Below are 26,782 nucleotides of genomic sequence, written 5' to 3' on the forward strand. Positions count from 1 at the left end.
AGGCCTTGTTATTTTATTTGACCCTAGGTCACACGGAATCTATCGTCCGGCCGCCCCTTCACAAAGCAGCCCGCCGAGGCTGTATGCCGGAGACAAATCCATGCGCACACCGCGCCCTGCCTCGAAGTTTCGTGTCGTCGTTGCGCTGATCGGCGCGTCGTTGGTCCTGGCCGCCTGTGGTGGCGGCAGCGGGGGAGGAGGAAGCCCTGGCTTCTTCCTGCCGACCGTGCCGCCCGCCAGCGGCGGCACCCCGCCGGCCGAGGAGCCGCCCGGCACAGTACCCCCGCCCGTGCTGCCCGTCGTGGCCTGCGCCGACCTGGCCGGCAAGAGCCTGCCCGCCGCGCTGATCAGCCTGCCCACGCAGGGCGCCACCGTCACCAGCGCCACGCCCGTGGCCGCGGGCGACGCGGGCAACACCCTGGGCGATTACTGCCGCGTGCGCGGCACCATCGCGCCGGTGGACCCGGCCTCGCAGCTCATCCACTTCGCGGTCAACCTGCCCGAAGAGTGGAACCAGAAGACCATCCACTTCGGCGGCGGCGGCTTCGACGGCGTGCTCATCGACGGCACCGAGGTCATCCGTTTCGGCCCCGCCGGCAAGCCCGCGCCGCTGGCGCTGGGCTACGCCACCTACGGCGACGACTCGGGCCACCAGTCGAGCAGCATCACCGACGGCAAGTTCGCGGCCAACGACGAGCAGCTGGCCAACTACGGCGGCCAGTCGCTCAAGAAGACGCGCGACGTGGCGCAGGCGCTGGTGTTCGCGCGCTACGCAGTGAAGCCCAGGCACGCCTACTTCCTCGGCACCTCGACCGGCGGGCGCGACGCGCTGAGCTACATCCAGCGCTGGCCGCAGGACTACGACGGCGTGATCGCCAACGAGCCCGCGCTCAACTACACCGGCACGCGGCTGTCGAACGTGGCGGTGGGCCGCGCGCTGTACAACGACGGCGGCAAGGGCTGGCTCAACCTCACGGAGACGCTGCTGGTGCAGAAGGCCGCGATGCAGGCCTGCGACAAGCTCGACGGCGCGATCGACAACATCGTGAGCAATGTGGAGAGTTGCCGCCAGCTCAACACGCAGATCCTCGCGTCGCTGCGCTGCCCCAACGGCGCCGACACGGCGGACACCTGCCTGTCGGACGCGCAGATCGACACGGTGCACGCCATCGAATCGCCGCTCGAGTTCACGAGTTATTCGCTCGCCAACGGCGTGAAGCGCGCGGGCGGCTACAACCTGCTCGAAGGCGCGCTCGTGGCCGGCCCGTACACCACGCGCGACCTCGGCACGCGCAAGGCGCCGGGAAACCCCGCCACCTCGGCCGACGCCAACATGTACGTCACGGGCGACCAGTGGGTGAAGTTCTTCGTCACGCGCGATGCCGGTTTCAACACGCTCACCTTCGATCCGCAGAACCCCGGCACGTATGCGGCGCGCGTGGCCGAAGTGTCGAAGCTCACCGACGCGACCGACCCGAACCTTGCGCCCTTCTTCGCGCGCGGCGGCAAGCTGATCATGTTGCACGGCCTGGCCGACGAGGTGATCAGCCCCAACTCGACCATCGACTACTACCAGCAGCTCGTCGCCACGCTGGGCCAGGCCGCGGTCACGCAGAACGTGCGCTTCTACACCGTGCCCGGCATGGGCCACGGCACCGGCAGCTTCATTCCCAACTGGGACTCGCTCGCGGCGCTCGAAGGCTGGGTCGAGGCCGGCCTCGCGCCCGCCACGCCCGTGGCGGTGGACGCCGTGGCCGGCAGCTACGGCCGCACGCGCCCGCTGTGCCAGTTTCCGTCGTGGCCCAGGTACCGCGGCAGCGGCAGCCTCGATGCGGCCGTCAACTTCAGCTGCGTGACCGAGGTCGGCGACCCGCTCGCCTGCCCGAACCTGCCGGCGAGCGCGACGCGCTACAAAGGCGGCAACAGCTTCGGCGAGGAACTGCAGGTGCAGATCGACCCGGCCAGCATGGCCTACACCGTGACCATCGACGCGAGCCACGAACCCACGCGGGTCGGCACGCAGCGCACCGGCTCGCTCGTGTCGCAGGGCAGCTGCAGCTACACGAGCGGCGAGAGCGGGGCGGTGTTCAGCTTCGGTGCCGGCGGCGTGCTGCTGGGCGGCGTGAACCCGCCGAGCGGCAGTGGCTTCTCGCCGCTGGTGGCGTTCCAGAACACCTTCCAGAACGTGTCGCCGTCGACGGACTTCCGCTCGGTCTCGCTGATCTTCAATGCGGCCGGCGTGGAACAGCTCGGCGCGGGCACCACAGCGGCGTTCTCGTCGGCAGGGCGGCTGCGCAATGCGGGCACCTTCCAGTTCTGCCGCAGCCCGGCGTCGAACAGCTTCATGACCTACGACCAGACCTGCAAGAACACCGAGAAGGGCTACCTCAGCTACAGCACGGCGCGCGGGGCCTTCGACATGTACACGACCTCGACCTCGTCGAGCGGCACCGCCGAGACCGAGGGCGGCACGCTCACCGGCTCGGTGGTGATCGGGCTGGTCAACGGCGTATCGACACCGCTGTACCTGCGGCGCGTGGCCACCGCCGTGCCGGCGGGCGACACGAGCAGCGGCGCGGCCACCGTCATCCAGCCGGGCCTGCGCCTGCTCGCGGTGCAGCAGACCCTCATGCCCGGCGCGGCCGACGGCAGCTATGCCATGGCCAGCGTGAAGGGCGAGGGCCGCGAGGCCACCGTGGTCGGCACGGCCTTCAACCTCGGCGGCGCGGCCACCACGCTGGGCTACGACACGCCGGTGCTCGGCGTGGTGCAGGCCGGTGCCGGCCGTCCGGGCCATCTCATCTTCAACAGCGGCGTCGTGGCCTTCGTCACCACCGACGGAGCGAACGCGACGCTGGACCTCGGAGTACGCCATTGAAAAAATACCTCTCGCAACTTGCCGCCTTCGCTTGGCTGGGTGCCGCGCCGCTGCTGTCCGCGCACGCGGCACCCGCCACCGCGCCGAAGCCCACGGCCTGCCCGTCGCCCGTGCCGGACACCGCACGCTGCTACACCGGTGAAGACGGCGCGGGGTCGTTCTACTGGATCGCCATTCCGAAAGACTGGCAGCGCGGCGTGCTCGTGATGCACGCGCACGGCGGCCCCGAGACCGGCGCGCCCAAGCTCGCGCGCAGCGAAGAAGACTTGAAGCGCTGGGCCATCACCGTGAAGGCCGGCTATGCCTGGGCCGGCTCCACCTACCGGCGCGGCGGCTACGGCGTGACGATGGCGGCGCAAGACACCGAGCGGCTGCGCCAGATCGTCGTGCGCCACTTCGGCACACCCCAGCGCACGCTGCTGCACGGGCAGAGCTACGGCGCGGGCGTGGCGGCGAAGGCGGCAGAGCTCTATGCGCCCGTGGGCGATGCGAAGTCGCCCTACGACGGCCTGCTGCTCACCAGCGGCGTGCTCGGCGGCGGCAACAGTGCGTACGACTTCCGGCTCGACCTGCGCGTGGTGTACCAGTACGTCTGCCGCAACCATCCGAAGCCCGACGAGCCCCAGTACCCGCTGTGGATGGGTCTGCCGATGGACGCGAAGCTCACGCGCGCGGACCTCGCGGCGCGCGTCAAGGACTGCACCGGCGTCGGCACACCGGCCGCGCAGCGCACGCCCGAGCAGGCGGCGCGGCTGAAGACCATCCTCTCGGTCGTGAAGATCCCCGAACGCTCGCTCGTCGGCCACCTCAACTGGGCGACGTGGCTGTTCCAGGACCTCGTGCAGCAGCGTCTGCAGGGCCGCAATCCCTTCGGCAACATCGGCGTGGTCTACAGCGGCTCGACCGACGACGCGGCGCTCAACGCCGGCGTGCTGCGCTATGCGGCCGACCCGCAGGCCCAGGGCGCGCTCGCGGCCGACAGCCAGCCCACCGGCCGCACCTCGCTGCCCACCGTCGGCCTGCACGCCATCGACGACCCCACGGCCTTCGTCGAACTCGAGAACGCCTACCGGCGCATCCGTGACGCGGCCGGCACCGGCGGGCACCTGGTGCAGAGCTTCAGCGCCGAGCGCGAGCACAGCTACCTCAGCGACTCGGAATACCCCGCGCTCTTCGGCGCGCTGCTCGACTGGATCGACAAGGGCGAGAAGCCCACGCCGCAGAGCCTGGCGCAGCGCTGCGTGACGCTCATGCCGCGCTACGACACCGACGGCAAGAACGGCTGCCACATCCAGCCCGAGTGGCAACCCCCGACGCTCGAAAGCCGCGTGCCTTCGCGCGCGCCCTGATCTTCTTTTTGACCTTGACGGAGACCTCCATGAAAAAACTGTTCGCCCTTGCGGCGGTGGCCCTTGCCGTGTGCGCCCACGCGCAGGACTTTCCCGCGGGCAAGCCCGTGACCATCGTCGTGCCCTTCGCAGCCGGCGGCCCGACCGACCGCGTCGCGCGCGATCTCGCCGAGGCACTGCGCAAGCCGCTGGGCGGCGCCAGCGTCATCATCGACAACGTGCCAGGCGCAGGCAGCTCCATCGGCGCGGCCAAGGTCGCGCGCGCCAACCCCGACGGCTACACGCTGCTGCTCAACCACATCGCAATGGCGACCGTGCCGACGCTGGTGCGCAACGTGCCGTTCAAGGTCGAGACCGACTTCGAGTACCTGGGCATCGTCAACGATGTGCCCATGACGCTCATCGCCAAGCCCAGCCTGCCGGCCACCAACTACAAGGAGCTGACCGCCTGGATCGCCGCCAACAAGGGCAAGATCAACCTGGGCAACGCGGGCATCGGCTCGGCCTCGCACCTGTGCGGCCTGCTCTACCAGAGCGCCACCAAGACCGAGATGACGCCCGTGCCCTACAAGGGCACGGCACCCGCCATCACCGACCTGATCGGCGGCCAGATCGATCTGCTGTGCGACCAGAGCACCAACACCTCGCCGCAGATCGAAGCGAAGAAGGTCAAGGCCTACGCCGTGACCACGCCCAAGCGCCTGACCACGCCGCTCTTGAAAGACCTGCCCACGCTCGACGAGGCCGGCCTGAAGAACTTCCAGGTGACGATCTGGCACGGCCTGTACGCGCCCAAGGGCACGCCCGCGCCGGTACTCAAGAAGATCAGCGATGCGCTGAAGGCGGCATTGAAGGACGCCGACTTCATCAAGCGCGAGGAAGCGCTGGGCGCCGTGGTCGCCACCGACGGCCGCATCGAGCCCGAGGGGCACAAGAAGTTCGTGGCGGCGGAGATTGCGAAGTGGAGTCCGATCATCAAGGCGGCGGGGGTGTACGCGGATTGAGGTTGTTGGCCGCGCGCATCGCGCTCAGAGCCCGTGGATGGCAACGGTGGCCCAGAAGGCGGCCCATACGCCGATCAGCCCCAGCAGCGCCATGACGGTGACGTAGGCAATGAAGTACGTCACGCGTCTTGCGATGCTGGGGGTGGCTGGAACCTGCCACCAGTAGATCAAGCCAGCCCACAAGAGCAGGGCGCAGGTGACGAGGGCTACACCGGTTCCTGTCAATGTCAGGACCTGGCGTCGCGCCAGGCCGGTGAGCAGGACATTGAGGACCGGGATCGAAACGACCCACGTCAGCACGCTCAGCACCAGCCGCAGGCCGGCATTCATCGAATCGCGTCGCGCGGTGCTGCGTGAGTTCTGTGCTGTCATTTTTCTCTCCCTGTTGGACCGTTGTGGCCTCCTCAAAATCTTAGGGAGAGCTGTCTCATGCACATGCAGCAGGTCGCGCTGGAATCAGCAATGACCGTGACGCAAGTGGGTTGCTTGCCGTGGCAATCGCAAACCGATCGTGAACGAGTTAGCCCTACCGCATCGAATGCACCAGGGCGCAGCTCAGAGCCATTACCCTCGTCGATCCTGTTCATCAGAAATCGGCTCCATGAGCTTCAGCATCTACTACGACGCAAGACGAGACAGTCCCCTGACCCGCGAGGAAGCGCAGCGCCTGGACGCGATCGTGGCTGCCTTCGACAAAGTCGACGAAGCCGACCGCCATGCGCATTCAGGTAAGGGCCTCAACTGGGAGACCTTCACGCTCTACGAGGCGTCCGGACTCACCGGGGGAAAGGTACTGGAAGGCGCCACGAAACTCCCCGACAACAAGGCGTTCGCCATGCACAAGGGGGCCAGCCACTGGGTGGCCTGCCTCAACCGGATTCGCCGCGAAGTGCTGCCGGATGCCAGGTGGAGCGTGAGCATCGATGACAGGATGCTGCTCTGGAACGACAAGAGCGGCTGGCACGACGAGGCATCGGACGGGCTGGCGACGCTCTGGCTGGGCTGCCTGTTGAGCGCGCCGTTCCGACGGTTCACGAAGTGAGCGGGTAACCGTCGGGCGTGGCCCTGCCAGACCGCGTCAGAACGTGCCCGGCAACAGGATGTCCGACTTCACATCGTCGATCTGCGTGCGACCGCAGAAGGCCATCGTGATGTCCAGTTCCTTGTGGATGATCTGCAGCGCGCGCGTCACGCCTTCCTGGCCGTAGGCACCCAGGCCGTACAGGAAGCTGCGCCCGATCAGCGTGCCGCGTGCGCCGAGCGCGCGGGCCTTGAGCACGTCCTGGCCGCTGCGCACGCCGCCGTCCATCCACACCTCGATCTGGCTGCCCACGGCGTCGGCGATGGCCGGCAGCGCGGCGATGGAGGAGGGCGCACCATCGAGCTGGCGGCCGCCGTGGTTCGACACGATGAGCGCGTCGGCGCCGCTGGCCACGGCCAGGCGCGCGTCTTCCTCGTCCATGATGCCCTTGAGAATCAGCTTGCCGCCCCAGCGCTTCTTGATCCATTCGACGTCCGCCCAGCTCAGGGCCGGGTCGAACTGCTCGGCGGTCCACGACGACAGCGACGACAGGTCTTTCACGCCCTTGGCGTGGCCGGCGATGTTGCCGAAGGTGCGGCGCTTCGTGCCCAGCATGCCCATGCACCAGCGCGGCTTGGTCGCCAGGTTGATGAGGTTCTTGATCGTGGGCTTGGGCGGCGTCGACAGGCCGTTCTTGATGTCCTTGTGGCGCTGGCCGAGGATCTGCAGGTCGAGCGTGAGCTGCAGCGCCGACACGTTGGCGGCCTTGGCGCGGTCGATCAGGCGTTCGATGAAGTCGCGGTCCTTCATCACGTACAGCTGGAACCAGAAGGGGTGGCGGTCGGTGTTCTCGGCAATGTCTTCCAGCGAGCAGATGCTCATGGTCGAGAGCGTGAACGGAATGCCGAAGGCCTTGGCGGCGCGCGCACCCAGGATTTCGCCGTCGGCGTGCTGCATGCCGGTCAGGCCCGTGGGCGCGATGGCCACGGGCATGGCGACCTCCTGGCCGATCATGGTGGTGCGGGTGGAGCGGCCTTCCATGTTCACGGCCACGCGCTGGCGCAGCTTGATCTTTTGAAAATCGCTCTCGTTGGCGCGGTAGGTGCCCTCGGTCCAGGCACCGGAGTCGGCGTAGTCGTAGAACATCTTCGGCACGCGCCGCTGGGCGATCGCCCGCAGGTCTTCGATGCAGGTGATCTTGGAAAGGTCGGGCACGGGGGAGTCTCCTGGCTGGTGTTATGGGGGGCGCGGCGGGCTGCGGCCTGTGTGGGCCACGGCAGCGCCGGGGGTCGAGTCTGCAGGGGAAACGTGCCGGCGACCTGAAAAAAGCCCACACCCCGGCTGAAAATTATTCAGCCCGGCTCGCGCAGCGCCTGGCGCAGCCATTCGACGAAGGTGGCGCATTCCCAGCGCTCCATGGTGCCGGGACGCCAGCACAGGAAGTAGGCGTTGGGCGAGGGGGCGCTGTGCGGCGACAGGCGCACCAGCCGGCCGTTGTCCAGCCAGGCGCGGCCCAGCCGCAGGTGCATGAGCACCACCCCGAAGTCTTCGGCGGCCGCATCGAGCGCGAGCCCCAGGTCGTTGAACTGATGGCCCACGGCCGGCTCGGGAAGGCCGATGCCGCAGGCCTTGAACCAGATGCGCCACGACTCCAGCGGCGTGCGCAGCATCTGCACGCGCGCCACCTCGGCGTCGGTCGAGAAGTGCTGCTCGAAGGGCCCGTGGCGTTCCAGGTAGGCCGGGCTGCACACCGGCGAGACGTCGTCGGCCAGCAGCTGGCAGAACTCGCGGTCGTGGAACGGGCCGGTGCCGAAGCGCAGCTCGATGTCGGCGTCTTCGGCTGTGAAGTTGCGCACCGGCATGGTCACCTGCAGCATCAGCTCGATGGTCGGGTAGGCGTCGCGGAACTCGGCCAGGCGGGGCAGCAGCATCTGGCGCGAGAAGGTGGGCGTGACGGCCACGCGCAGCCGCCGCACCTGCGACGCGGGCTCGCGCCCCGGCACCTGCTGCAGCGCCGCAATGGCCTCGCGCACGCGCGCCAGGTAGGCCACGCCGTCGGCGCTCAGGCCGAAGTCGTTGCCCGTGAAGAGCTTGAGCTCGAGCTGCGTCTCGAGCTGGCGGATGCGGTGGCTCACCGCGCTGGGCGTCACGCTGAGCTCTTCGGCCGCCAGGTTCACGCTGCGCAGCCGCGCGACGGCCTCGAAGGCCTGCAGGCCCTGGGTCGAGGGGAGTCGCGTCGATGCCATGTGTTTTTTGGGACGGAGTGAGCGATGCGATGTTATCGAAGGGCGACCAGCGCATCGAGCAGCCGCCGCAGGTCGTCGACCGCTTCGTGCGCCAGCGCCGCATCGCCCATCTGCGCCTTGACGATGGCGCCGTCGACGCCGAGCGCGGCTGCTTGTGCAACAGCCATGCGCTGCGGGCCGTCGGGCAGCAGGCCGGCGATCACCTCGACCATCTCGCGCTTGTGCTCGCGCGCGATGTCGGCGGCGCCGGCCACGCTGGCGCCGACTTCCACCACCGAGTTGATGAAGGCACAGCCCCGAAACAGCGGGTCGGCGAACCACTCGGCCATCACGTCGGCCAGCACCGGCAGCGCCTGCCCCTGCGCGATGCGCTGCTGCGCGTCGCGCCGGCCCAGCGCATCGACGAACCAGGCCATCCACACGCCATGCCGATGGTCGAGAAAGGCGCGCACCAGGTCGTCCTTCGAGGGGAAGTGCCGGTAGAAGGTGACCTTGGTGACGCCCGACGCGGCGATCACGCGGTCGATGCCGGTGGCGCGGATGCCGTCGGCATAGAAGAGCTCGTGCGCCGTGAGCAGGATGCGCTCGCGCGCGGGCAGTGCAGAGATGTCCATGCGGCGATTGTAGGCATGTAGACAGGTCTGTCTACTCATGGCACATTGCGGGCCTTCATCACTTCATTTCTTGACTGAAAGACCGCCATGGAATCCCACCCGCCGCTGCCGCCCTTCACCCTCGAATCCGCCCTCCAGAAAGTCCAGGCCGCCGAAGACGCCTGGAACTCGCGCGACCCCGTGCGCGTGAGCCTGGCCTACACGCCCGACACCGAATGGCGCAACCGCGCCGACTTCGTCAACGGCCGCGCGCAGGTGGTGGAGTTCCTGTCGCGCAAGTGGGAGCGCGAGCACGACTACCGCCTGAAGAAGCAGCTGTGGGCCTTCATGGACAACCGCATCGCGGTGCGCTTCGAGTACGAATGGCACGACGCCGCGGGCCAGTGGTTCCGCAGCCATGGCAACGAGAACTGGGAGTTTGCGCAGAACGGCTTGATGCAAAGGCGCTACGCGAGCATCAACGACCAGCCCATTGCGGAGTCGGAGCGCAAGTTCCGCTGGGAGCGCTGAGGCGCAGGGGCCGACAACGGGCATGCCTGTTGCTTGCCCTGTCGCATCCCTTCATACCCAGGAGCCAAGCCGCATGAACCGCAACGACGTCACCGAGAAGATCATCACCGTGAAGGTGTCCAAGGGCATCCAGTGGGCCGACGTGGCCAAGAAGGTCGGCCTGTCGAAAGAGTGGACCACCGCCGCCTGCCTCGGCCAGATGACGCTCGACGACAAGCAGGCCAAGGTCGTCGGCAAGATCTTCGGCCTCACGCCCGAGGAGCAGAAGTGGCTCCAGGTCGTGCCCTACAAGGGCTCGCTGCCCACGCCCGTGCCCACCGACCCGCTGATCTACCGCTGGTACGAGGTGGTGAGCGTGTACGGCACCACCATCAAGGAACTGATCCATGAAGAGTTCGGCGACGGCATCATGAGTGCCATCGACTTCAGCATGGACATCCAGCGCCAGCCCGACCCGAAGGGCGACCGCGTCAACGTGGTGCTGTCGGGCAAGTTCCTGCCGTACAAGAGCTACTGACGTTCGGCGCTCAGTCAGTACACCGGTGCCGCGGGCTTCGGCCGCGGCGTCGGAGCCGGGCGCCAGCCGGGGCCGGCCATGCCGTAGCGCGCGCCCTCGATCGCCCCGGCAATGGCGCGCGCCACGCCCTCGACCGGCGTCGTCAGTCGCCGCCGCGTGCGCATGCGCTCGAAGGCGTAGCTGTCGGCGATGCGCTCGGCCAGCGGGTCGGCGGCCTCGGCCACGTCGGGGCTCACCAGCGAGACTTGCACGCGCCCCGCGTGTTCCCGCCGCAGCCCTTCCGAAATGGCCTGCACCGCGTACTGCGTGCCGTGGTAGACGGCCGAGTCGGGCGTGGCGCCGCCCATGGCCACTGGCGCGACGTTGACGATGTGGCCCCAGCCCTGCTCCTGCATCGTGGGCAGCACAGCCGCCACGCCCAGCAGCATGCCGCGCAGGTTGACGTCGATCATCAGCTCCCACTCCTCGATCTTGCGCTGCCACAGCGGCGACAGCGGCATCACGCCGGCGGCGTTCACCAGCACGTCGATGCGGTCGTGCGTGTCGAGGGCGAACTCGGCAAAGGCCTCCATGTCGGGCCGGTGCGTCACGTCGAGCCGCCGGAAGCTCGCCGAGCCGCCTGTGGCATTGATCTCGGCCGCGAGCGCCGCGAGCCGTTCGGTGCGGCGCGCGCCGAGCACCACATGGGCGCCGCGCCGCGCGAGCCGCCGCGCCGTCGCCTCGCCGATGCCGCTGCTGGCGCCGGTGACGAGAACCACTGTGTCCTGGATTGCACTCATACAAAACTCCTCATGCGGGTCGATGCGCCACGGCGCGAAGGGTGCGCCGGGCATGCAGAGGAGTCTCGGGGCGAAGGGGCCGGAGGCGGTATCCGGATCGAACGAGGTTTTTGCCTGATCCTGCGAAATGCAGAAACAGGCGGGTCGTGCGCGGGGCCGCGTCAGGCGCGCCGGCCCAGCCGGTTCCCCAACGCCAGCAACCCCCATCCCGCCAGCCCGAAGGTCAGCGCGATGCCTGCCGCATAGACGGCCACGCCGCCGTAGCCGCCGACGTGGGCAGGGTTGAGGAAGGGGTAGGGGTACCAGCCCGTGCGGCTGCCGCGCACCAGCGTGTAGACCAGGTAGGCCATCGGGAAGACCAGCGTCCACAGCAGCTGCCGGCCGCCGAGGCGCCTGCGCGGCGGCTGCAGGAGCCAGTCGAGCAGCACGACGCAGGGCATGACGTGGTGCAGCAGCGTGTTGATCCACGGCCGCAGCGCGCCGAGGTCGACGTCGCGCAGTAGCAGCGAGAAGACGATGCCGACCACCACCATGTTCACGGCCGACAGGGCGCGCAGCCTTTCGTCGGGCCCCGTGGACGCCGGCCGCCAGAGGCGGCGCGCCCCCAGCACCAGCACGATGGCCGCGAGCAGGTTCGAGAGGTTGGTGAAGAAGCTGAAGAAGTTGACGACGTTGAAACCCATGCGGACATGGATCGCCAGCTGCCAGCCGATCGCCACCAGGGTCAGCAGGCCGAAGAAGAGGCGCAGGGCGGACCAGGCCATGGGATGCCGGTCCTCAGGGCCTGCAGCTGCCGCCCATGGACACCGAGCCGTCCTTGCATTCGGTGAGGATGGGCTCGCCGCGCGATGCGGGCGCCGAGGTGGCGCTCGGGGGCGGCGAGGCCGCGCCGCCTTCGCGCTGGTAGACGATCTTCCTGGTGCCCAGGTCGCAGCTGCCCACCACCTGTCCGCTCGCCGTGGCGGCGGCATCGACGGTGACGACGCTGAAGTTCGTCACGCCCGAGGCGGCGATCTTGGCCTCGATCTGGGCGCGCAGCGTTTCGCAGTTGGTCGGGCTCGGGTTCTGGGCATGGGCGCTGCCGGCGGCCATGAGCAGGGGCCAGGCGGCGGCAACAGCAAGCCAATGGCGTTTCATGAGGGGCCTGCCTTTCTTTCTTGCGTGCAGTGGGGGCGGGAGAAATCGGAGTCTAGTCGCGCACAAAGACCAACGGCCCGCCGCGTGAGCGACAGGCCGTTGGTGTGGGCACTTCCGGGCCTGGTCAGGCCCGGGAGGCGCAACGCAGCGGAATCAGACCGCCGGTGCCAGCACCGCGTTCAGCGTGGCGCTCGGGCGCATCACGGCTTCGTACTTCTTCGGGTCGGCCAGGTAGTAGCCGCCGATGTCCACGGCCTTGCCCTGCACGGCCGCGAGTTCGTCGACGATCTTCTTCTCGTTGGCGGTGAGCGCTTCGGCCAGCTTCTTGAACTTGGCCTGCAGCTCCTTGTCCTCGGTCTGTGCGGCGAGTTCCTGGGCCCAGTACATGGCCAGGTAGAACTGGCTGCCGCGGTTGTCCAGCTGACCGGTCTTGGGCGACGGGTTCTTGTTGTTGTCCAGCAACTGGCCCGTGGCGGCGTCGAGCGTCTTGGCCAGGATCTTGGCCTGCGCGTTGCCGGTCTTCAGGCCCAGGTCTTCCAGGCTCACGGCCAGCGCGAGGAACTCGCCCAGCGAGTCCCAGCGCAGGTGGTTTTCTTCCACCAGCTGCTGCACGTGCTTGGGGGCCGAGCCGCCCGCGCCGGTCTCGTACATGCCGCCGCCGGCCATGAGCGGCACGATCGACAGCATCTTGGCCGAGGTGCCCAGTTCCATGATGGGGAACAGGTCGGTGAGGTAGTCGCGCAGGATGTTGCCGGTGGCGCTGATGGTGTCCAGGCCGCGCACGACGCGCTCCAGCGTGTAGCGCATGGCGCGCACCTGGCTCATGATCTGGATGTCCAGGCCCGTGGTGTCGTGCTCGTGCAGGTACATCTTGACCTTGGTGATCAGCTGCGCCTCGTGCGGACGGTAGGCGTCGAGCCAGAACACGACCGGCATGCCGGAGTTGCGCGCGCGGTTCACGGCCAGCTTCACCCAGTCGCGGATCGCGGCGTCCTTGACCTGGCACATGCGCCAGATGTCGCCCTTTTCCACGTCTTCGCTCATCAGCACTTCGCCGGTGTCCAGGTCGGTGATGTTGGCCACGCCGTCTTCGGGGATCTCGAAGGTCTTGTCGTGCGAGCCGTACTCTTCGGCCTTCTGGGCCATGAGGCCGACGTTGGGCACGGTGCCCATGGTCTTGGGGTCGAAGGCGCCGTGCCACTTGCAGAAGTTGATGATCTCCTGGTAGATGCGGGCGAAGGTCGATTCGGGCATCACGGCCTTCACGTCCTTCAGGCGGCCATCGGCGCCCCACATCTTGCCGCCGTTGCGGATCATGGCGGGCATCGAGGCGTCCACGATCACGTCGTTGGGCGAGTGGAAGTTGGTGATGCCCTTGGCCGAGTCGACCATGGCCAGCTCGGGGCGGCCTTCGTGGCAGGCGTGCAGGTCGCGCTTGATCTCGTCCTGCGTGCTCTGGGGCAGCGTGGCGATCTTGTTGTACAGGTCGACCATGCCGTTGTTGACGTTGATGCCCAGCTCGTCGAACAGCTTGCCGTGTTTCTCGAAGGCTTCCTTGTAGAAGATCTTCACGCAGTGGCCGAACACGATGGGGTGCGAGACCTTCATCATGGTGGCCTTCACGTGCAGCGAGAACATCACGCCGGTCTTGTGCGCGTCTTCGATTTCCTTTTCATAGAAGGCCAGCAGGGCCTTCTTGCTCATGAACATGGAGTCGATGATTTCGCGGTCGAGCAGGGCGACCTTGGGCTTGAGCACGATGGTCTTGCCGCTCTTGGTGAGCAGTTCCATCTTGACGTTGCGCGCGCGGTCCAGCGTCATGGACTTTTCGCCGTGATAGAAGTCGCCGCCGTGCATGTGCGAGACGTGCGAGCGCGAGGCCTGGCTCCACTCGGCCATGCTGTGCGGGTTCTTGCGGGCGTATTCCTTCACGGCGCGGGGCGCGCGGCGGTCGGAGTTGCCTTCGCGCAGCACGGGGTTCACGGCGCTGCCGGTGCACTTGTTGTAGCGCGTGCGGATGTCCTTGTCCTCGTCCGAGGTCGGGTTCTCCGGGTAGTCGGGGATCTTGTAGCCCTTGCCCTGCAGTTCCTTGATGGCCGACTTGAGCTGCGACACCGAGGCGCTGATGTTGGGCAGCTTGATGATGTTGGCTTCGGGCTTGAGCGTGAGCTTGCCCAGTTCGGCCAGGTTGTCGGGCACCTTCTGGTCGTCGCTCAGGAACTCGGGGAACTCGCCCAGGATGCGAGCGGCCACCGAGATGTCGCTCGTCGTCACGTTGATGCCGGCCGGAGCCGTGAAGGCGCGCACGATGGGCAGGAAGGCGTAGGTCGCCAGCAGGGGCGCCTCGTCGGTGAGGGTGTAGACGATGGTGGGTTGCTTCGTGCTCATGCGCTTGCTTCCGTAGGTTCTGGGTTGTCGAGAGGGCTGAAATTTCATTGGGCGAAATGGACTTTCGCCGGAGCCCCCCATTGTCGCCCGGTCGGGCCGGGGCGCGGCCGGAGAAACCCCGATGACCCCTCTGCCAGGGCTTCCCGCGATGGCTACCATTGCGCCCCATGAAAAAGCTGCCTCTTGCCGGGATCGTCGGTCTTCTCGCGTCGCTGCTGGCCGGCCCGGTGCTCGCTGCGCCCGCAGCGCAGGTCTTCGTGGCCGTCAAGACGCCCGAGGCCGTCGACGCCATGTGGCGCGCCCACCTGTGCGCCTTGCTGCCCCAGCCCTGCGATGCGCAGGCGCTGAAGCTGCACCGCCCGCGTGACGGCGGCGCGCCCGACGACTACCTGCTCACCTCGGAAAAGCCCCTGGCCATGGCGCGCCTGAAGCGCGACGCCGGCGCCGGTGGCTGGCAGCTCGCGCAGCTGCACGATTTCTCGACCTACGTGGCCTCGCAGCAGCGCGACCGCCCCAGCACCGACCCCGAGCTGCACCTGGCCCTCGCGCCGGTGCTCTACCCGCTGGCCGAAGGCCGCTGGGCCGTGGCCGTGACCCAGCACGAATCGGAAAGCTATTCGGGCGGCGGCGCGTCCTATGTGACGGCCGACTTCGTGCCGCTGGACACGCCGCCCGGGCAGCGCGCCAAGGCCGCGCGCGAGGGCGTTCCGTACTGGTGCTCGCGGTCGATCCGCGCCTGCTTCAGCGAGAAGGAATACAAGACCTCGAAGCACTGCCACGACGAAAGCCGCGGCAGCCTGCGCATCGCCTACGACGCGCCGGCGAAGGCCGGCGGTCCCTATGTGTGGCGCTACACCTGGCTGCAGAGCGAATGGCCGGCGCACACGGGGCCGGCCGGCAACAAGCGCACCAGCGTCGACTTCACCGACGACAGCGCCCGGAAACCAACCGCCTGCGACGGCGGGCTGCAGTAGGCAGGCAGCAGACTGCGGATCAGTGCCGCGGCACCGTCACCGCGCCCACGTGCAGCGTGCGTCCCGCGCCCAGCCCCGCCATGACCAGCACCACGCCCAGGCCGACGAACAGCCACGCCGAGGCGCGGAAGCTGCCGGTCCAGCCGTGCAGCAGCCCGGCCAGCAGCGGGCCGAAGGCCGCCACCATGTAGCCCACGCCCTGCGCCATGCCCGACAGGTGCGCGGCAATGTGCGAATCGGGCGAGCGCAGCACGATCATGGTGAGCGCCAGCGCGAAGGTGCCGCCCTGCGAAATGCCCAGCACCACGGCCCAGGTCCACATGCCGCCGGGGGCGTCCAGCGGCGCGAACAGCATGGCCAGCATGGCCGCCACCGTCATCGCCGACAGCACCACCGCCAGCGCGCGCTGGTTGCGCAGCTTCACGGCCAGCGCCGGCACCACGAGGCAGGTCACGACCTGCGTCATGACCGACAGCGACACCACGTAGCCGGCCATTTCGCCGCTGAGCCCGCGCTCGCGCAGGATCGGCGCCAGCCAGCCCATCACGATGTACGCCAGGGCCGACTGCAGCCCCATGAAGAAGGTCACCTGCCAGGCCAGCCGGTCGCGCCACAGGCCGCGCACGGTGAAGCCCGACTCGCTGGCCACCGGCTTGAGCGGCAGCGCCTGCGGTGCCCAGATGAACGTGACCAGCGCGGCCGGCACGGCCCACATGGCGAGCGCCAGCGTCCAGCCGCCGCCCAGCGCGTGCTCCAGCGGCACCGTCAGGCCCGCGGCGCTGGCGGCACCGCCGCACACGGCCATGGTGTACAGGCCCATCATCAGCGCGGCCTGCTTGGCGAAGTCGCGCTTCACCAGGCCCGAGAGCAGCACGTTCGACACCGCGATGCCGCTGCCCGCGATGGCCGAGGCCAGGAACAGCAGCGGGATGTTGCCGGTGCCGCGCAGCACCGTGCCCACGCCGATCAGCACCATGCAGCCCAGCAGCGTGCGCTCGGTGCCGAAGCGGCGCCCGAGCCAGGGCGCCATCGGCGCGAACACGCCCAGGCAGACGATCGGCAGCGTGGTCAGCAGGCTGGCCGCGGTGGCCGACAGGCCGGTGGCGCGGATGATTTCCGGCAGCACCACCGACAGGCTGGCGAACACCGGCCGCAGGTTGAAGGCGATGAGCACCACCGTCAGGCCCAGCAGCAGCCGGCGGCCCCGGCTGGGCGTCGGCGTGGGGCGCGGCGCGGGCAGGCTGTCGACTTCGGCGTCGATCAGCAGTTCTTCGGCGCCCGATGGCGCCGCCTGGGTGCGCGCAGCAACACCCGTGGGCAAGGTCATGGAGTTCATGCGGTGCCCAGTGCGAGCGCGTTGAGCGTCGGCGCCATCAGCTCGCGCACGGCGGCGGCGGCGCGCTCGGGGTCGCGGCTCGCAATGCCTTCGACGATGGCGCGGTGCGCCGCCTCGTCGGGCTCGGGCAGGCTGGCGCTCAGCGTGCTGGCGATGGTTTCCTTGATGTAGCCGGTGATGAAGCGGCAGGTCTCGACCAGCGCCAGGTTGCCCGACACATCGACGATGGCCAGGTGGAAGGCCAGGTCGCGCTCGATGAAGGCCGCGCCGCCGTCGGCCAGGTCGGGCTGGCCGCGCTTGTCGAGCAGGGCGTTCAGCCGGCGCAGGTCTTTCGCGGTGTGGCGCACGGCGGCGAGCCGGGCGGCCTCGACCTCGAGCGCGCGGCGCACCTCGAACTGGTCGCGCAGGCTGGCCAGGCGCAGCTTCTGCAGGCTGGCCGAGGGGTCGAAGCCCGAGCGCACGTACGTGCCCGAACCCTGCCGCACCTCGAGCAGGCCGCGCGAGACCAGCGTCTTCACCGCCTCGCGCACCGTGCCGCGGCTCACGCCCAGCAGCTGCGCCAGCTGGGGCTCGATCGGAATGCGCGAGCCGATGGGCCAGCGGCCCGCCGCAATTTCGGTGCGGATGCTGTTCGCGGCGGCGTCGGCCAGGGAGGTGCGGGGCGGTTGGACGAGCATGGGATCAGGGCGGCTTATTCATTGAATGATTGGATGAATTTAACCACTGTTAAAAAGACGCGGTCGGCGGGAGGGGCATGAGGCGGTGCGGCGGGGTGCCTGGCCGCCCGCTTTCGCCCGCTTTACCAGCTGCCCGAGGCGTCGCCGCCGCTGCTCGAACCGCCGCTGTCCGAGGAGGACGAAGACGACGAGGAAGAGGAGGACGACGACGAACTGCTGCTGCTCCAGCCGCTGTCCCCGTCGTCGTCGCTCGATTCCATGACGCCGGGCGGCAGGAAGCCGATCAGCATCGAGAAGAACGCCGCCAGCGCGATCGGAATCCACGAGGTGTCCGGCACCGGGCCGGGCGAGGTGATGTGGAACACGTAGCCGCAGATGCCCGCCACGATGGCCAGGCGCACGAGGAAGCTGACCACGCTGCGCTGGAAGGTGTTGACCATGCAGCGCACGATGATCACCGCGAACAGCGTCACGCCGCCGATGCACAGCGCCCACAGGAAGCCCCACCAGAAGCGGTCGGCGCCGACCGTCCACGCGACGGCGACCAGCGACGCGATCACGAGCACGAAGCCGCCCATGAAGATGGCGGCCGTGCGCGACATGCCGCAGAGAAAGCCCAGGCTGTAGCCGAAGATCGCCGGCATCGCCAGCACCAGCGCGATGGCCGGATTCAGCAGCGCCGCGCCGGCCGCCAGCGGGCCGGCCCCGAGCAGGCCGAGCACCAGGCGCAGGTCGCGCGGGGCAGGGCGCGCACGCGCCGGTTCGGGCTCGATCGCCGCCAGGGCGTCGGCCCAGGGTTCGGGGCGCGCGCTGCCCTTGCGCTTGCCCTTGCGTTTTTTCTCTTCGGCGCGCCGCGAGGCCGAGGTGCCGCGCGGCGGGTCGCGCTCGATGCCGCGGCCGTGGTAGATGCCCAGGCCCAGGCCCCACAGCACCACGCCCAGCAGGCCCCAACCTTCGGGCGTGACGTGGCCGCCGCGCGTCAGGCTGGTGACCTTCTCGTCGGGTGCGGCGGCGTGGTCCACGACGATCTGCTGCGACTCGGGCGCGACGACGCCCACCTCGCCGTCGAGCAGCCGCGCGAGCGCGCCCACGGCCGCCTGCACGCCGCCGGCGAAGTCGCCCTCGCGAAAGCGCGGCGCCATCTCGCGGTCGATGATGCGGGCCGCCTGGATGTCGGTCACCGTGCCTTCGAGCCCGGTGCCGACCTCGATGCGCATGCGGCGGTCTTTCTGCGCCACGAGCAGCAGGATGCCGTCGTCGGCGTCGCTGCGGCCCAGCCGCCACTTCGCAAACACGCGCGTGGCGTAGCTCTCGATGGTGTCCTCGCCCGTGGTCGGCACGATGAGCACCGCGAGCTGGGCCTGAGTGCGGCCCTGGATGTCGGCGATCTGCGCGCGCAGCGCCTCGGCCTCGCCGGGCGGCAGCGTCTGCGCGAGGTCGACCACGCGCGAGCTCATCGGCGGCACCGGCACGGGCTTGGCCTGCGCGGCGCGCGGGCCGGCCAGGCACAGCACGAGCAGCAGGCCCAGGCACAGCGACAGCCAGCGGGGCATCGACAGCAGCGCGCGCATCGGCGCGTTCATCGGCGCGCGCCCTTCGCCGCCACCACGCCCGCGCCGCGCACCTCCACCCGGCGCTGGTCGACCACCTTGCCGCTGGCGTCCACCAGCTCGATCAGGTGCCGCCCGGGCCACGGCAACCACTGCGCGCTGTTGCCGCGCGCGTGGAACTTGCCGTCGATGCGCCACTGCACGCCGCGCCCTTCGGATTCGAAGCGCACGCGCTGGCGCTGCGGCGGAATGTCGGGGTCGAGCGCGAGGATCGTGCCGTCGGCCGGCGCCGTGATGCGCGCCGAGGCGGCGTCGCTCGCCATGCCGGTGTCGAGCGCGAACAGCGGTTGCTCGGTGCCCTGCAAAAACCATTCGCTGCGTGCCGCTTCGAGCGGGCTGCCGTCGGCGCCCGGGCCGAAGCTCACGCGCGCCTCGACCAGTCCGGCGGGCGGCGCGGGCGCGCGGCTGGGTTCGCGCGCGTGCAGGAAGCGCATCACCTCGGCCCACACGGGCGCGGCGCCGCTGGTGCCGCTCACGTCCCACATCGAGGCGCCGCTGGCGTTGCCGACCCACACGCCGACCGTGTAGCGCTGCGACCAGCCCACGGCCCAGTTGTCGCGCATGTCCTTGCTGGTGCCGGTCTTCACGGCGGTCCAGAAGCGGGTCGAGAGGATGCTGTCCAGGCCGAAGGTACGCGTGCGCGCGTTCGGGTCGGAGAGGATGTCGCTGACGATGAAGGCGGCGCGCGGATCGAGCAGCGGCGCGGCTTCTGCAGGCTTCTGCTTGCCGGCCGGGGCGGGTGGGCGCGGCGTGAGCGTGGTCGCCCCGAAGCGTCCGCCGTTGGCCATCATGCGGTAGGCATTGGCCAGCGACAGCAGCGACACCTCGGCGCTGCCGAGTGCCAGGCTGTAGCCGTAGTAATCGCCGCTCTCGCGCAGCGGCAGGCCGGCGGCGCGCAGCTCGCGCGCGAAGGCCTCGGGCGACACCATCACCAGCGTGCGCACGGCCGGCACGTTGAGCGAGGCGGCCAGCGCGGTGCGCGCCGACACCGGGCCCTTGAAGCGGCGGTCGTAGTTCTGCGGAATGTAGAGGCCGCTCGCGGTGCTGATCTGCGCCGACGAGTCCTCGATCAGAGAGGCCGCCGTGATGCGCTTCTCGGCCAGGGCCTGCGCGTACAGCAGCGGCTTGAGCGTGGAGCCGGGCTGGCGCAGCGCGGTCACGCCGTCGACCTCGGCGGCCTGGCTCAGCGGGCCCGAGGAGCCGACCCAGGCCAGCACCTCGCCGCTCGCGTTGTCGAGCACCACGAGCGCGCCGTCTTCCACGTGGCGGTCGCGCAGCTCGCGCAGGTGGCGCTGTAGGCTGTCGAGCGCGTAGCGCTGCAGCGGCGCGCGCAGCGTGGTGCGCACGCTGGTGGGCGCGGTGGCTTTTGCATCCCCGGCATCACGCAGCTCGCGCAGCACCCGCCGCGCGGCATGCGGCGCGATGCCTTCGTTGGGCTCGAACGCACGCCGCTGCACCACCGCGCTGGTGAACATGTCGAGTGCCTCGCAGTCGGTCTTGGCGCCGGGCTCCATCACGCGCAGCACCTCGCAGGCGCGCTGCGCCACCAGCGCGGGGCGGGCGTTGGGCGCGCGCACCAGCGCGGCGGCCACGGCGGCCTCGCGCGCGTCGAGCCCGCTCGGGGCCTTGCTGAAGAGCGTGCGCGAGAGCGCGTCGATGCCGACGATCTCGCCGCGAAAGGGCACCGTGTTCAGGTAGGCCTCGAGGATCTGGTCCTTGCGCCAGCGGCGCTCCAGCTGCGTGGCGGCCACGGTCTGGCCGATCTTCTGCGTGAAGCTGCGCCCGCCCGCCGCGCGGCGCAGGTCGTCGTCGAGCAGGCCCGCCAGCTGCATGGTGATGGTCGAGGCGCCGCGCGTGCGCGTGTTCCACAGGTTGCCCCAGGCGGCGGCCGAGGCGGCGCGCCAGTCGACGCCGCTGTGTTCGTAGAAGCGCTTGTCCTCGCTCAGCAGCATGGCCGCGCGCAGCGCGGGCGACACGTCGGCCAGCGCGGTCCACTGGCCGCGCCGCACCGTGGGGTCGGTGCGCACGCGCTGCAGCAGCTCGCCCTGGCGGTCGAGCACGGCGGTCTCGGAGGAACGGAAGTCGCGCTTCACCTCCTCGAAGCTGGCCAGCGCCCAGGCCGAGGGGGCGGCGGCTGCCGTCAGCAGGACCACGGCCAGGGTGTGCCGGGCGGTGGAAGAAAACGAGAACGCAAGAGGCATCGCAGCAGACGGGGCCGCGGGGCGGCAGGCAAAGCGGAGACGGCCCATTCTCCGCCATGCCTTGCGGGGCTCGCCCACGGGCGCGTCAGGTGCCGACGTACGCCGCGAGATGCTGTCCTGTGAGCGTGGCGCGCTTGGCGACCAGCTCGGCCGGCGTGCCCTCGAAGACCACGCGCCCGCCGTCGTGGCCGGCGCCGGGGCCCAGGTCGATGATCCAGTCGGCGTGCGCCATCACCGCCTGGTGGTGCTCGATGACGATGACCGACTTGCCCGCATCCACCAGCCGGTCGAGCAGGGCCAGCAGCTGCGCCACGTCGGCCAGGTGCAGGCCGGTGGTCGGCTCGTCGAGCACGTACACGCCGCCTTTCTCGGCCATGTGCGTGGCCAGCTTGAGCCGCTGGCGCTCGCCGCCCGACAGCGTGGTGAGTGGCTGGCCCAGGCTCAGGTAGCCCAGGCCCACGTCGGCCAGCCGTTGCAGGATGGCGTGCGCGGCCGGCGTGCGCGCCGGGCCCTCGCCGAAGAAGGCCGTGGCCTCGGTCACCGGCATCGCGAGCACCTCGCTGATGTCGCGCCCGCCGAAATGGTGTTCGAGCACGGAGGCGTGGAAGCGCTTGCCCTCGCACTCCTCGCAAATGGTGGCCACGCCGGCCATCATCGCCAGGTCGGTGTAGATCACGCCCGCCCCGTTGCAGGTGGGGCAGGCGCCCTCGGAGTTGGCGCTGAACAGCGCCGGCTTCACGCCGTTGGCCTTGGCGAAGGCGTTGCGGATCGGGTCGAGCAGGCCGGTGTAGGTGGCCGGGTTGCTGCGCCGCGAGCCGCGGATGGCCCCCTGGTCGACCGCCACCACGCCCGCGCCGGCGGGAATCGATCCGTGCACCAGCGAGCTCTTGCCCGAGCCCGCCACGCCGGTCACCACCACCAGCACGCCCAGCGGAATGTCGACGTCGACATTGCGCAGGTTGTGCGCTTTGGCGCCGCGGATCGGCAGCGCGCCGGTGGGCTGGCGCAGCTTTTTCTTGAGCGCGGCCCGGTCGTCCAGGTGCCGGCCCGTGAGCGTGCCGCTGGTGCGCAGCGCTGCCACGCTGCCCTCGAAGCAGACCGTGCCGCCCGCTGAGCCCGCGCCGGGGCCGAGGTCGACGACGTGGTCGGCGATGGCGATCGCCTCGGGCTTGTGCTCCACGACCAGCACCGTGTTGCCCTTGTCGCGCAGGCGCAGCAGCAGCTCGTTCATGCGCTGGATGTCGTGCGGGTGCAGGCCGATGGTCGGCTCGTCGAAGACGTAGGTCACGTCGGTGAGCGAGGAGCCCAGGTGGCGGATCATCTTCACGCGCTGCGCCTCGCCGCCCGAGAGCGTGCCGGAGGGGCGGTCAAGACTCAGATACCCGAGGCCGATTTCGACGAACGAATCGAGCGTGTGCGCCAGCTTGGCCAGCAGCGGCGCCACCGAAGGCTCGTTCAGGCCGCCGACCCACGCGGCGAGGTCGCTGATCTGCATCGCGCAGGCCTCGGCGATGTTGAGCTTCTTGATGCGCGACGAACGCGCCGCCTCGCTCAGCCGCGTGCCTTCGCACTCGGGGCAGGTGGTGAAGGTCACGGCGCGTTCCACGAAGGCGCGGATGTGCGGCTGCATCGCCTCGACGTCCTTGGCCAGGAACGACTTCTGCACCTGCGGAATGAGGCCCTGGTAGGTGAGGTTGATGCCGTCGATCTTGATCTTGGTCGGCTCCTTGTGGAGCAGGGCGTCGAGTTCCTTCTTGGTGAACTTGCGGATCGGCTTGTCGGGGTCGAAGAAGCCGCAGCCGTTGAAGATGCGCCCGTACCAGCCTTCCATGCTGAAGCCCGGGATGGTGAGCGCGCCTTCGTTGAGCGACTTGCTGTCGTCGTAGAACGCGCTCAGGTCGAAGTCGGTGACCGCGCCCCGGCCCTCGCAGCGCGGGCACATGCCGCCGGTGCGGCTGAAGGTCTGCTTCACCGTCTTGCTGGCGCCGCGCTCCACGGTGATGGCGCCGGTGGCCTTCACCGAGGGCACGTTGAACGCGAAGGCGCTGGGCGAGCCGATGTGCGGCTTGCCCAGGCGGCTGAAGAGAATGCGCAGCATCGCGTTGGCGTCGGTCGCGGTGCCGACGGTGGAGCGCGGGTCGCCGCCCATGCGCTCCTGGTCCACGATGATCGCGGTGGTGAGGCCGTCGAGCACGTCGACCTCGGGCCGCGCCAGCGTCGGCATGAAGCCCTGCACGAAGGCGCTGTAGGTCTCGTTGATGAGCCGCTGCGACTCGGCCGCGATGGTGCCGAACACCAGCGAACTCTTGCCCGAGCCCGAGACGCCCGTGAACACCGTGAGCCGGCGCTTGGGCAGCTCGACACTGATGTCCTTCAGGTTGTTCACGCGCGCGCCCTGCACGCGGATGAGGTCGTGGTGGTCGGCGGCGTGCCCGCCGTTCGCGTCCTTCGTGCGCGTTGCTTCCTTCTTCGGGGCCTTGCTGCTCATCGGGTCTTTCTCTGGAAGGGACACGGGGCCGCCACGGCGGCGGCGCCCGTGCAGGAGGTCAGGGGGTTGCGGCGCCGGAGGCCGGCATCAGCGCGTCTGCTGGATGCGGATCAGGTTGCCCGCCGGGTCGCGCACCGCGCAGTCGCGCACGCCGTAGGGCTGGTCGGTGGGTTCCTGCACGATCTCGGTGTTGCGGGCCTGCAGGCGCTCGAAGGTGCCTTCCAGGTCGGGCGTGGCCAGCAGCAGCGAGGCGAAGGTGCCCTTGGCCATCATCTCGGCGATGGTGCGGCGCTCGTCGTCGGTGAGCCCGGGCGTGGCGGCCGGCGGGTACAGCACGATGGAGGTGGCAGGCTGGCCGGCGGGGCCGACCGTGATCCAGTGCATGCCGCCATAGGCTACGTCGTTGCGCACCTCGAAGCCGAGGGTGTCGCGGTAGAAGGCGAGCGAGGCCTGCGCGTCGGTGTGCGGGAGAAAGCTCGAATGGATGCTGAGGTTCATGTCGATGGTCCGAAGTGTGTACGGGCCGTCATGCTAGGTGCGACTCGGGGTTTCGCGCTTCTCGATTCCTGATCGGGCGCGTCACTTGTTTGGCGATGCACGCCGGCATGCCCGCCGTCGCCTGCGCCGCCTCGCGCCGGTAGACGCCGGGCGACACGCCCACCAGCTCGGTGAAGCGCGTGGTGAAGGTGCCCAGCGAGGCGCAGCCGACTTCGAAGCAGACCTCGGTCACGCTGAGGTCGCCGCGGCGCAGCAGTGCCATCGCGCGTTCGATGCGCCGCGTCATCAGGTAGGCGTAGGGCGACTCGCCATAGGCCAGGCGGAACTGACGGCTGAGGTGGCCGGCCGACATGTTCGCGTCGCGCGCGAGCGCTTCCACGTCCAGCGGCTGCGCGTGCTCGCGGTCGATGCGGTCGCGCACGCGGCGCAGCCGTGCGAGGTCGGGCAGAGAGGGCTGGGGCTGCGTGGCGGTCATCGGCGGGATCGTGCCACGTCGCTACGGCGTGCTCAAGCGCAGGCAAAGGTTCCACATCCGGTAACGAACTTCACACAAGCGCCTGCATCTGGACACCCGACGCGCACGCAGCGGGGCTTCAATACGGTACGGGCTCGCAGCAGGCGCGCCCGACCGTCCAGCTCACCCAAGGAGAACTCCGCATGACAAAAACACTCGCGCTTCTGCTGGCCGCCTCGGCCATCCTTGCTGGTTGCGTGGTCGCACCCTACGACCGGGGCCCGCCCCCGCGCGGCCATGGCTACGACCGCGACCGCGACGGCGTGCCGAACCGCTACGACCGTGACCGCGACAACGACGGCGTGCCCAATCGCTACGACCGCCGGCCGAACAACCCCTACCGCTACTGACACCGGTACCGAAGCCCCCCAAAGAAAAAGACCGCGAGGCACGCAGCCCCGCGGTCTTTTTTCTTGTGCGTGTGTGGATGTGCTCAGGTGGCGCGGCGCGCCATCAGCGCCCACAGGCCGGCCGCGCTCAGCAGCGAGCCACCAGCGAGGTGGAAGCGCCGCTGCGCGCGCGGCGAGGCGAGCAGCCGGCCGGCCGAGCTGGCGAACACCGCATAGAGCGTGGCGTTGAGCGTGGCCAGCGCCACGAAGGTCAGGGCCAGCACCCACATCTGATGCGACACGTCGGCGCCCGGGCGGATGAACTGCGGCAGGAAGGCCACGAAGAACACGATGCCCTTGGGGTTCAACGCCGTCACCAGGTAGGTGTTGGCGAACAGGCGCCAGCGCGAGGCCGGTGCGGCCGGCGCGGCGGTTTCGGTGGACGAGATGCCGGCGCGCAGCAGCTTGATGCCCAGGTACAGCAGGTACAGGCCGCCGACCCACTTCACCACCGTGAACCAGAACGCAGACGCGGCCAGCAGCGCGCCCAGGCCCAGCAGCGACACCACCAGCGCGGTCGAGTCGCCCAGCGCCACGGCGGCCACCAGCGGCACGTTGGCGCGCCGGCCGTGCGACATCGAATAGCTGATCACCGTGAGGATGGTCGGCCCCGGAATGATCAACAGCAGCGCCGAAGCGGCGACGAAGGCGAGCCAGAGTTCGATGGGCATGGGGATGGATGCTCCTGGTGGTGTGGGAAGGGCGGTGCGCCGTTCAGCGCGGGAACGAAGTCTTTTTCATGCGTCCGAGGTCGAAGCAGGTGCGCCGAAACGCAGCGCAGACCGCGCCTTGGCACGCTCGGCCTCGATGGCCCGGTCACGCGGCTCGGCCGTGGTCACCAGCGACTCGATCAGCCGCGCGGCCGTGGCGGCCACCTCGTCCACGGCGCGCTCGAAGGCCTGCTCGTTGGCGCGCGAGGGCACGCTGAAGCCGCTGAGCTTGCGCACGAACTGCAGGGCGGCGGCGCGGATCTCCTGCTCGGTGGCAGGGGGCTCGAAGTTGTAGAGGGTCTTGATGCTGCGGCACATGGCGAATGCTCCGGTCGGGCGCGGCGCAGGGGCCGCGCGGCCAGTCTAGCGAAATCGCGTTTTCTTGCGCAGCATCCGCCGGGCAAAGGCTACTTCAGGCTCAGGACACCCAGCCCCAACCCGATCACCCCCAGCACGAAGCTCACGAGGCTGATCTGCAGCGGGATGCGGTAGGCGGGATCGGGGTGGTCCCAGTGCGCGCGCAGCACCTCCAGCGCGGTGGCCCGGCGGATTTCCATCGCGCAGCCGTGAAAGCCCTGCATGTTGATGCTGCTCCTGGGAATCTGCAGCGCGAGCCGGGTTTCGTAGTCGATCTCGATGCCGTCTTCGGGGAAGCCCGGGTCGCGGCCGATGCCCCGGATCATGCGGCAGCAGCGCTTGCCGGCGTTCGTCTTCAGCACCACCCAGGCGTTGCGCCCGCCCAGCGGCGCGAGCCGCTGGTTGTGCACGCGGATCAGCGAGAAAGCCTCGTAGTCCGCCGGGTTGGTGAACGAGCGTTGTTGCGTGACGTGGAGTCCTGTGACCATGATTTCCTCCCTCTGTGAATGAACGCCGGTGCGCCTGCCGGACAGCCCGTGCAGGCGTCGGTTTCGACGTTAGTTCAGAAGGCGGGAGGTGCCCATT

At 69.4% G+C, this 26,782-nt stretch carries 26 protein-coding genes; 8 read left to right on the forward strand and 18 right to left on the reverse strand.

Annotated features, from left to right (window positions below; genetic code table 11):
- The first annotated feature begins 100 nt into the window (after positions 1 to 100).
- From AC07YS_RS04110 to AC07YS_RS04120, 3 genes are read left to right on the forward strand one after another with little or no spacing between them, the layout of a single operon-like run.
- The gene (locus tag AC07YS_RS04110) at positions 101 to 2,878 is read left to right on the forward strand and encodes a tannase/feruloyl esterase family alpha/beta hydrolase (RefSeq protein WP_495268197.1); all 2,778 of its coding nucleotides are present in this window, start codon (positions 101 to 103) and stop codon (positions 2,876 to 2,878) included.
- Positions 2,875 to 4,227, forward strand: a complete 1,353-nt coding sequence (locus AC07YS_RS04115; RefSeq protein ID WP_495268198.1) for an alpha/beta hydrolase family protein — start codon at positions 2,875 to 2,877, stop codon at positions 4,225 to 4,227. Before AC07YS_RS04110 ends, AC07YS_RS04115 begins: the two co-directional genes overlap by 4 nt.
- 29 nt (positions 4,228 to 4,256) lie before the next feature.
- Positions 4,257 to 5,231, forward strand: coding sequence for a tripartite tricarboxylate transporter substrate-binding protein (locus AC07YS_RS04120; RefSeq protein WP_139702377.1), 975 nt, complete (start codon positions 4,257 to 4,259; stop codon positions 5,229 to 5,231).
- 24 nt (positions 5,232 to 5,255) lie between these two features.
- Here AC07YS_RS04120 and AC07YS_RS04125 read toward each other — a convergent pair whose 3' ends face one another.
- Positions 5,256 to 5,603 carry a hypothetical protein gene (locus AC07YS_RS04125; RefSeq protein WP_495268199.1) on the reverse strand — a complete coding sequence of 116 codons (348 nt, stop codon included), beginning with the start codon at positions 5,601 to 5,603 and terminating at the stop codon, positions 5,256 to 5,258.
- A 229-nt stretch (positions 5,604 to 5,832) separates the two neighbouring features.
- On the opposite strand from AC07YS_RS04125, the gene AC07YS_RS04130 reads away from it, so the two are divergent.
- A complete protein-coding gene (locus AC07YS_RS04130) occupies positions 5,833 to 6,273 on the forward strand; it encodes a hypothetical protein (protein WP_070062185.1) in 441 nt (146 codons plus the stop codon).
- Positions 6,274 to 6,309: 36 nt separating this feature from the next.
- On the opposite strand, the gene AC07YS_RS04135 is transcribed toward AC07YS_RS04130, so the two are convergent.
- The 3 genes from AC07YS_RS04135 to AC07YS_RS04145 form a co-directional block, all read right to left on the reverse strand.
- Positions 6,310 to 7,467 (reverse strand): alpha-hydroxy acid oxidase, encoded by a 1,158-nt coding sequence (locus AC07YS_RS04135; protein ID WP_062478017.1) that lies wholly within the window; start codon positions 7,465 to 7,467, stop codon positions 6,310 to 6,312.
- A 137-nt stretch (positions 7,468 to 7,604) separates the two neighbouring features.
- Positions 7,605 to 8,498, reverse strand: coding sequence for a LysR substrate-binding domain-containing protein (locus tag AC07YS_RS04140; protein WP_070062186.1), 894 nt, complete (start codon positions 8,496 to 8,498; stop codon positions 7,605 to 7,607).
- Positions 8,499 to 8,530: 32 nt separating this feature from the next.
- On the reverse strand, positions 8,531 to 9,112 hold the full coding sequence (locus AC07YS_RS04145; protein ID WP_495268200.1) for a TetR/AcrR family transcriptional regulator: 582 nt from the start codon (positions 9,110 to 9,112) through the stop codon (positions 8,531 to 8,533).
- Between the two features lie 87 nt (positions 9,113 to 9,199).
- Between AC07YS_RS04145 and AC07YS_RS04150 the strand changes: the two genes are divergently transcribed.
- Positions 9,200 to 9,622: a nuclear transport factor 2 family protein gene (locus AC07YS_RS04150; RefSeq protein WP_495268201.1), complete on the forward strand. Its 423-nt coding sequence runs from the start codon at positions 9,200 to 9,202 to the stop codon at positions 9,620 to 9,622.
- 73 nt (positions 9,623 to 9,695) lie between these two features.
- Complete coding sequence (gene cynS / locus AC07YS_RS04155; protein ID WP_095746510.1) at positions 9,696 to 10,139, forward strand: cyanase; 444 nt, start codon at positions 9,696 to 9,698, stop codon at positions 10,137 to 10,139.
- 14 nt (positions 10,140 to 10,153) lie between these two features.
- Here cynS and AC07YS_RS04160 read toward each other — a convergent pair whose 3' ends face one another.
- From AC07YS_RS04160 to AC07YS_RS04175, 4 genes are all read right to left on the reverse strand, one after another.
- On the reverse strand, positions 10,154 to 10,918 hold the full coding sequence (locus AC07YS_RS04160; protein WP_495268202.1) for an SDR family oxidoreductase: 765 nt from the start codon (positions 10,916 to 10,918) through the stop codon (positions 10,154 to 10,156).
- A 161-nt stretch (positions 10,919 to 11,079) separates the two neighbouring features.
- A complete protein-coding gene (locus AC07YS_RS04165; RefSeq protein ID WP_495268203.1) occupies positions 11,080 to 11,682 on the reverse strand; it encodes a Pr6Pr family membrane protein in 603 nt (200 codons plus the stop codon).
- Between the two features lie 13 nt (positions 11,683 to 11,695).
- Positions 11,696 to 12,055 (reverse strand): DUF1161 domain-containing protein, encoded by a 360-nt coding sequence (locus AC07YS_RS04170; protein ID WP_495268204.1) that lies wholly within the window; start codon positions 12,053 to 12,055, stop codon positions 11,696 to 11,698.
- Positions 12,056 to 12,208: 153 nt separating this feature from the next.
- Entirely contained in the window at positions 12,209 to 14,443 is a 2,235-nt protein-coding gene (locus AC07YS_RS04175) for an NADP-dependent isocitrate dehydrogenase (protein ID WP_095949616.1), read from the reverse strand.
- 167 nt (positions 14,444 to 14,610) lie between these two features.
- Between AC07YS_RS04175 and AC07YS_RS04180 the strand changes: the two genes are divergently transcribed.
- Positions 14,611 to 15,417 carry a hypothetical protein gene (locus AC07YS_RS04180; RefSeq protein WP_495268205.1) on the forward strand — a complete coding sequence of 269 codons (807 nt, stop codon included), beginning with the start codon at positions 14,611 to 14,613 and terminating at the stop codon, positions 15,415 to 15,417.
- Between the two features lie 19 nt (positions 15,418 to 15,436).
- Here AC07YS_RS04180 and AC07YS_RS04185 read toward each other — a convergent pair whose 3' ends face one another.
- From AC07YS_RS04185 to AC07YS_RS04215, 7 genes are all read right to left on the reverse strand, one after another.
- Entirely contained in the window at positions 15,437 to 16,753 is a 1,317-nt protein-coding gene (locus AC07YS_RS04185) for a CynX/NimT family MFS transporter (RefSeq protein ID WP_095746504.1), read from the reverse strand.
- Positions 16,750 to 17,430, reverse strand: a complete 681-nt coding sequence (locus AC07YS_RS04190; RefSeq protein ID WP_095949614.1) for a FadR/GntR family transcriptional regulator — start codon at positions 17,428 to 17,430, stop codon at positions 16,750 to 16,752. The genes AC07YS_RS04185 and AC07YS_RS04190 overlap by 4 nt, the downstream gene beginning before the upstream one ends.
- Positions 17,431 to 17,552: 122 nt before the next feature.
- Positions 17,553 to 19,013: a TPM domain-containing protein gene (locus AC07YS_RS04195; RefSeq protein WP_495268206.1), complete on the reverse strand. Its 1,461-nt coding sequence runs from the start codon at positions 19,011 to 19,013 to the stop codon at positions 17,553 to 17,555.
- Positions 19,010 to 21,241, reverse strand: coding sequence for a penicillin-binding protein 1C (gene pbpC, locus AC07YS_RS04200; RefSeq protein ID WP_495268207.1), 2,232 nt, complete (start codon positions 21,239 to 21,241; stop codon positions 19,010 to 19,012). The genes AC07YS_RS04195 and pbpC overlap by 4 nt, the downstream gene beginning before the upstream one ends.
- A gap of 85 nt (positions 21,242 to 21,326) precedes the next feature.
- Positions 21,327 to 23,729 (reverse strand): ATP-binding cassette domain-containing protein, encoded by a 2,403-nt coding sequence (locus tag AC07YS_RS04205; RefSeq protein WP_495268208.1) that lies wholly within the window; start codon positions 23,727 to 23,729, stop codon positions 21,327 to 21,329.
- Positions 23,730 to 23,816: 87 nt separating this feature from the next.
- Positions 23,817 to 24,227: a VOC family protein gene (locus tag AC07YS_RS04210; RefSeq protein WP_495268209.1), complete on the reverse strand. Its 411-nt coding sequence runs from the start codon at positions 24,225 to 24,227 to the stop codon at positions 23,817 to 23,819.
- Between the two features lie 28 nt (positions 24,228 to 24,255).
- Positions 24,256 to 24,702 (reverse strand): helix-turn-helix transcriptional regulator, encoded by a 447-nt coding sequence (locus AC07YS_RS04215; RefSeq protein ID WP_070062200.1) that lies wholly within the window; start codon positions 24,700 to 24,702, stop codon positions 24,256 to 24,258.
- A gap of 182 nt (positions 24,703 to 24,884) precedes the next feature.
- Here AC07YS_RS04215 and AC07YS_RS04220 point away from each other — a divergent pair, with 182 nt between their 5' ends.
- Positions 24,885 to 25,091: a hypothetical protein gene (locus AC07YS_RS04220; protein WP_062474353.1), complete on the forward strand. Its 207-nt coding sequence runs from the start codon at positions 24,885 to 24,887 to the stop codon at positions 25,089 to 25,091.
- A gap of 83 nt (positions 25,092 to 25,174) precedes the next feature.
- Here AC07YS_RS04220 and AC07YS_RS04225 read toward each other — a convergent pair whose 3' ends face one another.
- The 3 genes from AC07YS_RS04225 to AC07YS_RS04235 form a co-directional block, all read right to left on the reverse strand.
- Positions 25,175 to 25,801: a LysE family translocator gene (locus AC07YS_RS04225; RefSeq protein WP_307637472.1), complete on the reverse strand. Its 627-nt coding sequence runs from the start codon at positions 25,799 to 25,801 to the stop codon at positions 25,175 to 25,177.
- Positions 25,802 to 25,867: 66 nt separating this feature from the next.
- The gene (locus AC07YS_RS04230; protein WP_070062202.1) at positions 25,868 to 26,158 is read right to left on the reverse strand and encodes a DUF2277 domain-containing protein; all 291 of its coding nucleotides are present in this window, start codon (positions 26,156 to 26,158) and stop codon (positions 25,868 to 25,870) included.
- A gap of 89 nt (positions 26,159 to 26,247) precedes the next feature.
- Positions 26,248 to 26,685 carry a hypothetical protein gene (locus AC07YS_RS04235; RefSeq protein WP_495268210.1) on the reverse strand — a complete coding sequence of 146 codons (438 nt, stop codon included), beginning with the start codon at positions 26,683 to 26,685 and terminating at the stop codon, positions 26,248 to 26,250.
- Positions 26,686 to 26,782: the final 97 nt, after the last annotated feature.

The sequence above is a fragment of the Variovorax sp. GW458-11-26-14-LB1 genome (assembly GCF_059423965.1).

Excerpts from the sequence above, each read along its gene's own strand:
- AC07YS_RS04110 (WP_495268197.1), top strand. The coding sequence starts at position 101 with ATGCGCACACCGCGCCCTGCCTCGAAGTTTCGTGTCGTCGTTGCGCTG.
- AC07YS_RS04190 (WP_095949614.1), bottom strand. The coding sequence starts at position 17,430 with ATGCTCGTCCAACCGCCCCGCACCTCCCTGGCCGACGCCGCCGCGAAC.
- AC07YS_RS04165 (WP_495268203.1), bottom strand. The coding sequence starts at position 11,682 with ATGGCCTGGTCCGCCCTGCGCCTCTTCTTCGGCCTGCTGACCCTGGTG.
- AC07YS_RS04220 (WP_062474353.1), top strand. The coding sequence starts at position 24,885 with ATGACAAAAACACTCGCGCTTCTGCTGGCCGCCTCGGCCATCCTTGCT.
- AC07YS_RS04215 (WP_070062200.1), bottom strand. The coding sequence starts at position 24,702 with ATGACCGCCACGCAGCCCCAGCCCTCTCTGCCCGACCTCGCACGGCTG.
- AC07YS_RS04170 (WP_495268204.1), bottom strand. The coding sequence starts at position 12,055 with ATGAAACGCCATTGGCTTGCTGTTGCCGCCGCCTGGCCCCTGCTCATG.
- AC07YS_RS04205 (WP_495268208.1), bottom strand. The coding sequence starts at position 23,729 with ATGAGCAGCAAGGCCCCGAAGAAGGAAGCAACGCGCACGAAGGACGCG.
- AC07YS_RS04130 (WP_070062185.1), top strand. The coding sequence starts at position 5,833 with ATGAGCTTCAGCATCTACTACGACGCAAGACGAGACAGTCCCCTGACC.
- AC07YS_RS04210 (WP_495268209.1), bottom strand. The coding sequence starts at position 24,227 with ATGAACCTCAGCATCCATTCGAGCTTTCTCCCGCACACCGACGCGCAG.
- AC07YS_RS04185 (WP_095746504.1), bottom strand. The coding sequence starts at position 16,753 with ATGAACTCCATGACCTTGCCCACGGGTGTTGCTGCGCGCACCCAGGCG.
- AC07YS_RS04225 (WP_307637472.1), bottom strand. The coding sequence starts at position 25,801 with ATGCCCATCGAACTCTGGCTCGCCTTCGTCGCCGCTTCGGCGCTGCTG.
- AC07YS_RS04140 (WP_070062186.1), bottom strand. The coding sequence starts at position 8,498 with ATGGCATCGACGCGACTCCCCTCGACCCAGGGCCTGCAGGCCTTCGAG.
- AC07YS_RS04145 (WP_495268200.1), bottom strand. The coding sequence starts at position 9,112 with ATGGACATCTCTGCACTGCCCGCGCGCGAGCGCATCCTGCTCACGGCG.
- AC07YS_RS04160 (WP_495268202.1), bottom strand. The coding sequence starts at position 10,918 with ATGAGTGCAATCCAGGACACAGTGGTTCTCGTCACCGGCGCCAGCAGC.
- AC07YS_RS04120 (WP_139702377.1), top strand. The coding sequence starts at position 4,257 with ATGAAAAAACTGTTCGCCCTTGCGGCGGTGGCCCTTGCCGTGTGCGCC.
- AC07YS_RS04195 (WP_495268206.1), bottom strand. The coding sequence starts at position 19,013 with ATGAACGCGCCGATGCGCGCGCTGCTGTCGATGCCCCGCTGGCTGTCG.
- AC07YS_RS04230 (WP_070062202.1), bottom strand. The coding sequence starts at position 26,158 with ATGTGCCGCAGCATCAAGACCCTCTACAACTTCGAGCCCCCTGCCACC.
- AC07YS_RS04175 (WP_095949616.1), bottom strand. The coding sequence starts at position 14,443 with ATGAGCACGAAGCAACCCACCATCGTCTACACCCTCACCGACGAGGCG.
- AC07YS_RS04180 (WP_495268205.1), top strand. The coding sequence starts at position 14,611 with ATGAAAAAGCTGCCTCTTGCCGGGATCGTCGGTCTTCTCGCGTCGCTG.
- AC07YS_RS04235 (WP_495268210.1), bottom strand. The coding sequence starts at position 26,685 with ATGGTCACAGGACTCCACGTCACGCAACAACGCTCGTTCACCAACCCG.
- AC07YS_RS04150 (WP_495268201.1), top strand. The coding sequence starts at position 9,200 with ATGGAATCCCACCCGCCGCTGCCGCCCTTCACCCTCGAATCCGCCCTC.
- pbpC (WP_495268207.1), bottom strand. The coding sequence starts at position 21,241 with ATGCCTCTTGCGTTCTCGTTTTCTTCCACCGCCCGGCACACCCTGGCC.
- cynS (WP_095746510.1), top strand. The coding sequence starts at position 9,696 with ATGAACCGCAACGACGTCACCGAGAAGATCATCACCGTGAAGGTGTCC.
- AC07YS_RS04125 (WP_495268199.1), bottom strand. The coding sequence starts at position 5,603 with ATGACAGCACAGAACTCACGCAGCACCGCGCGACGCGATTCGATGAAT.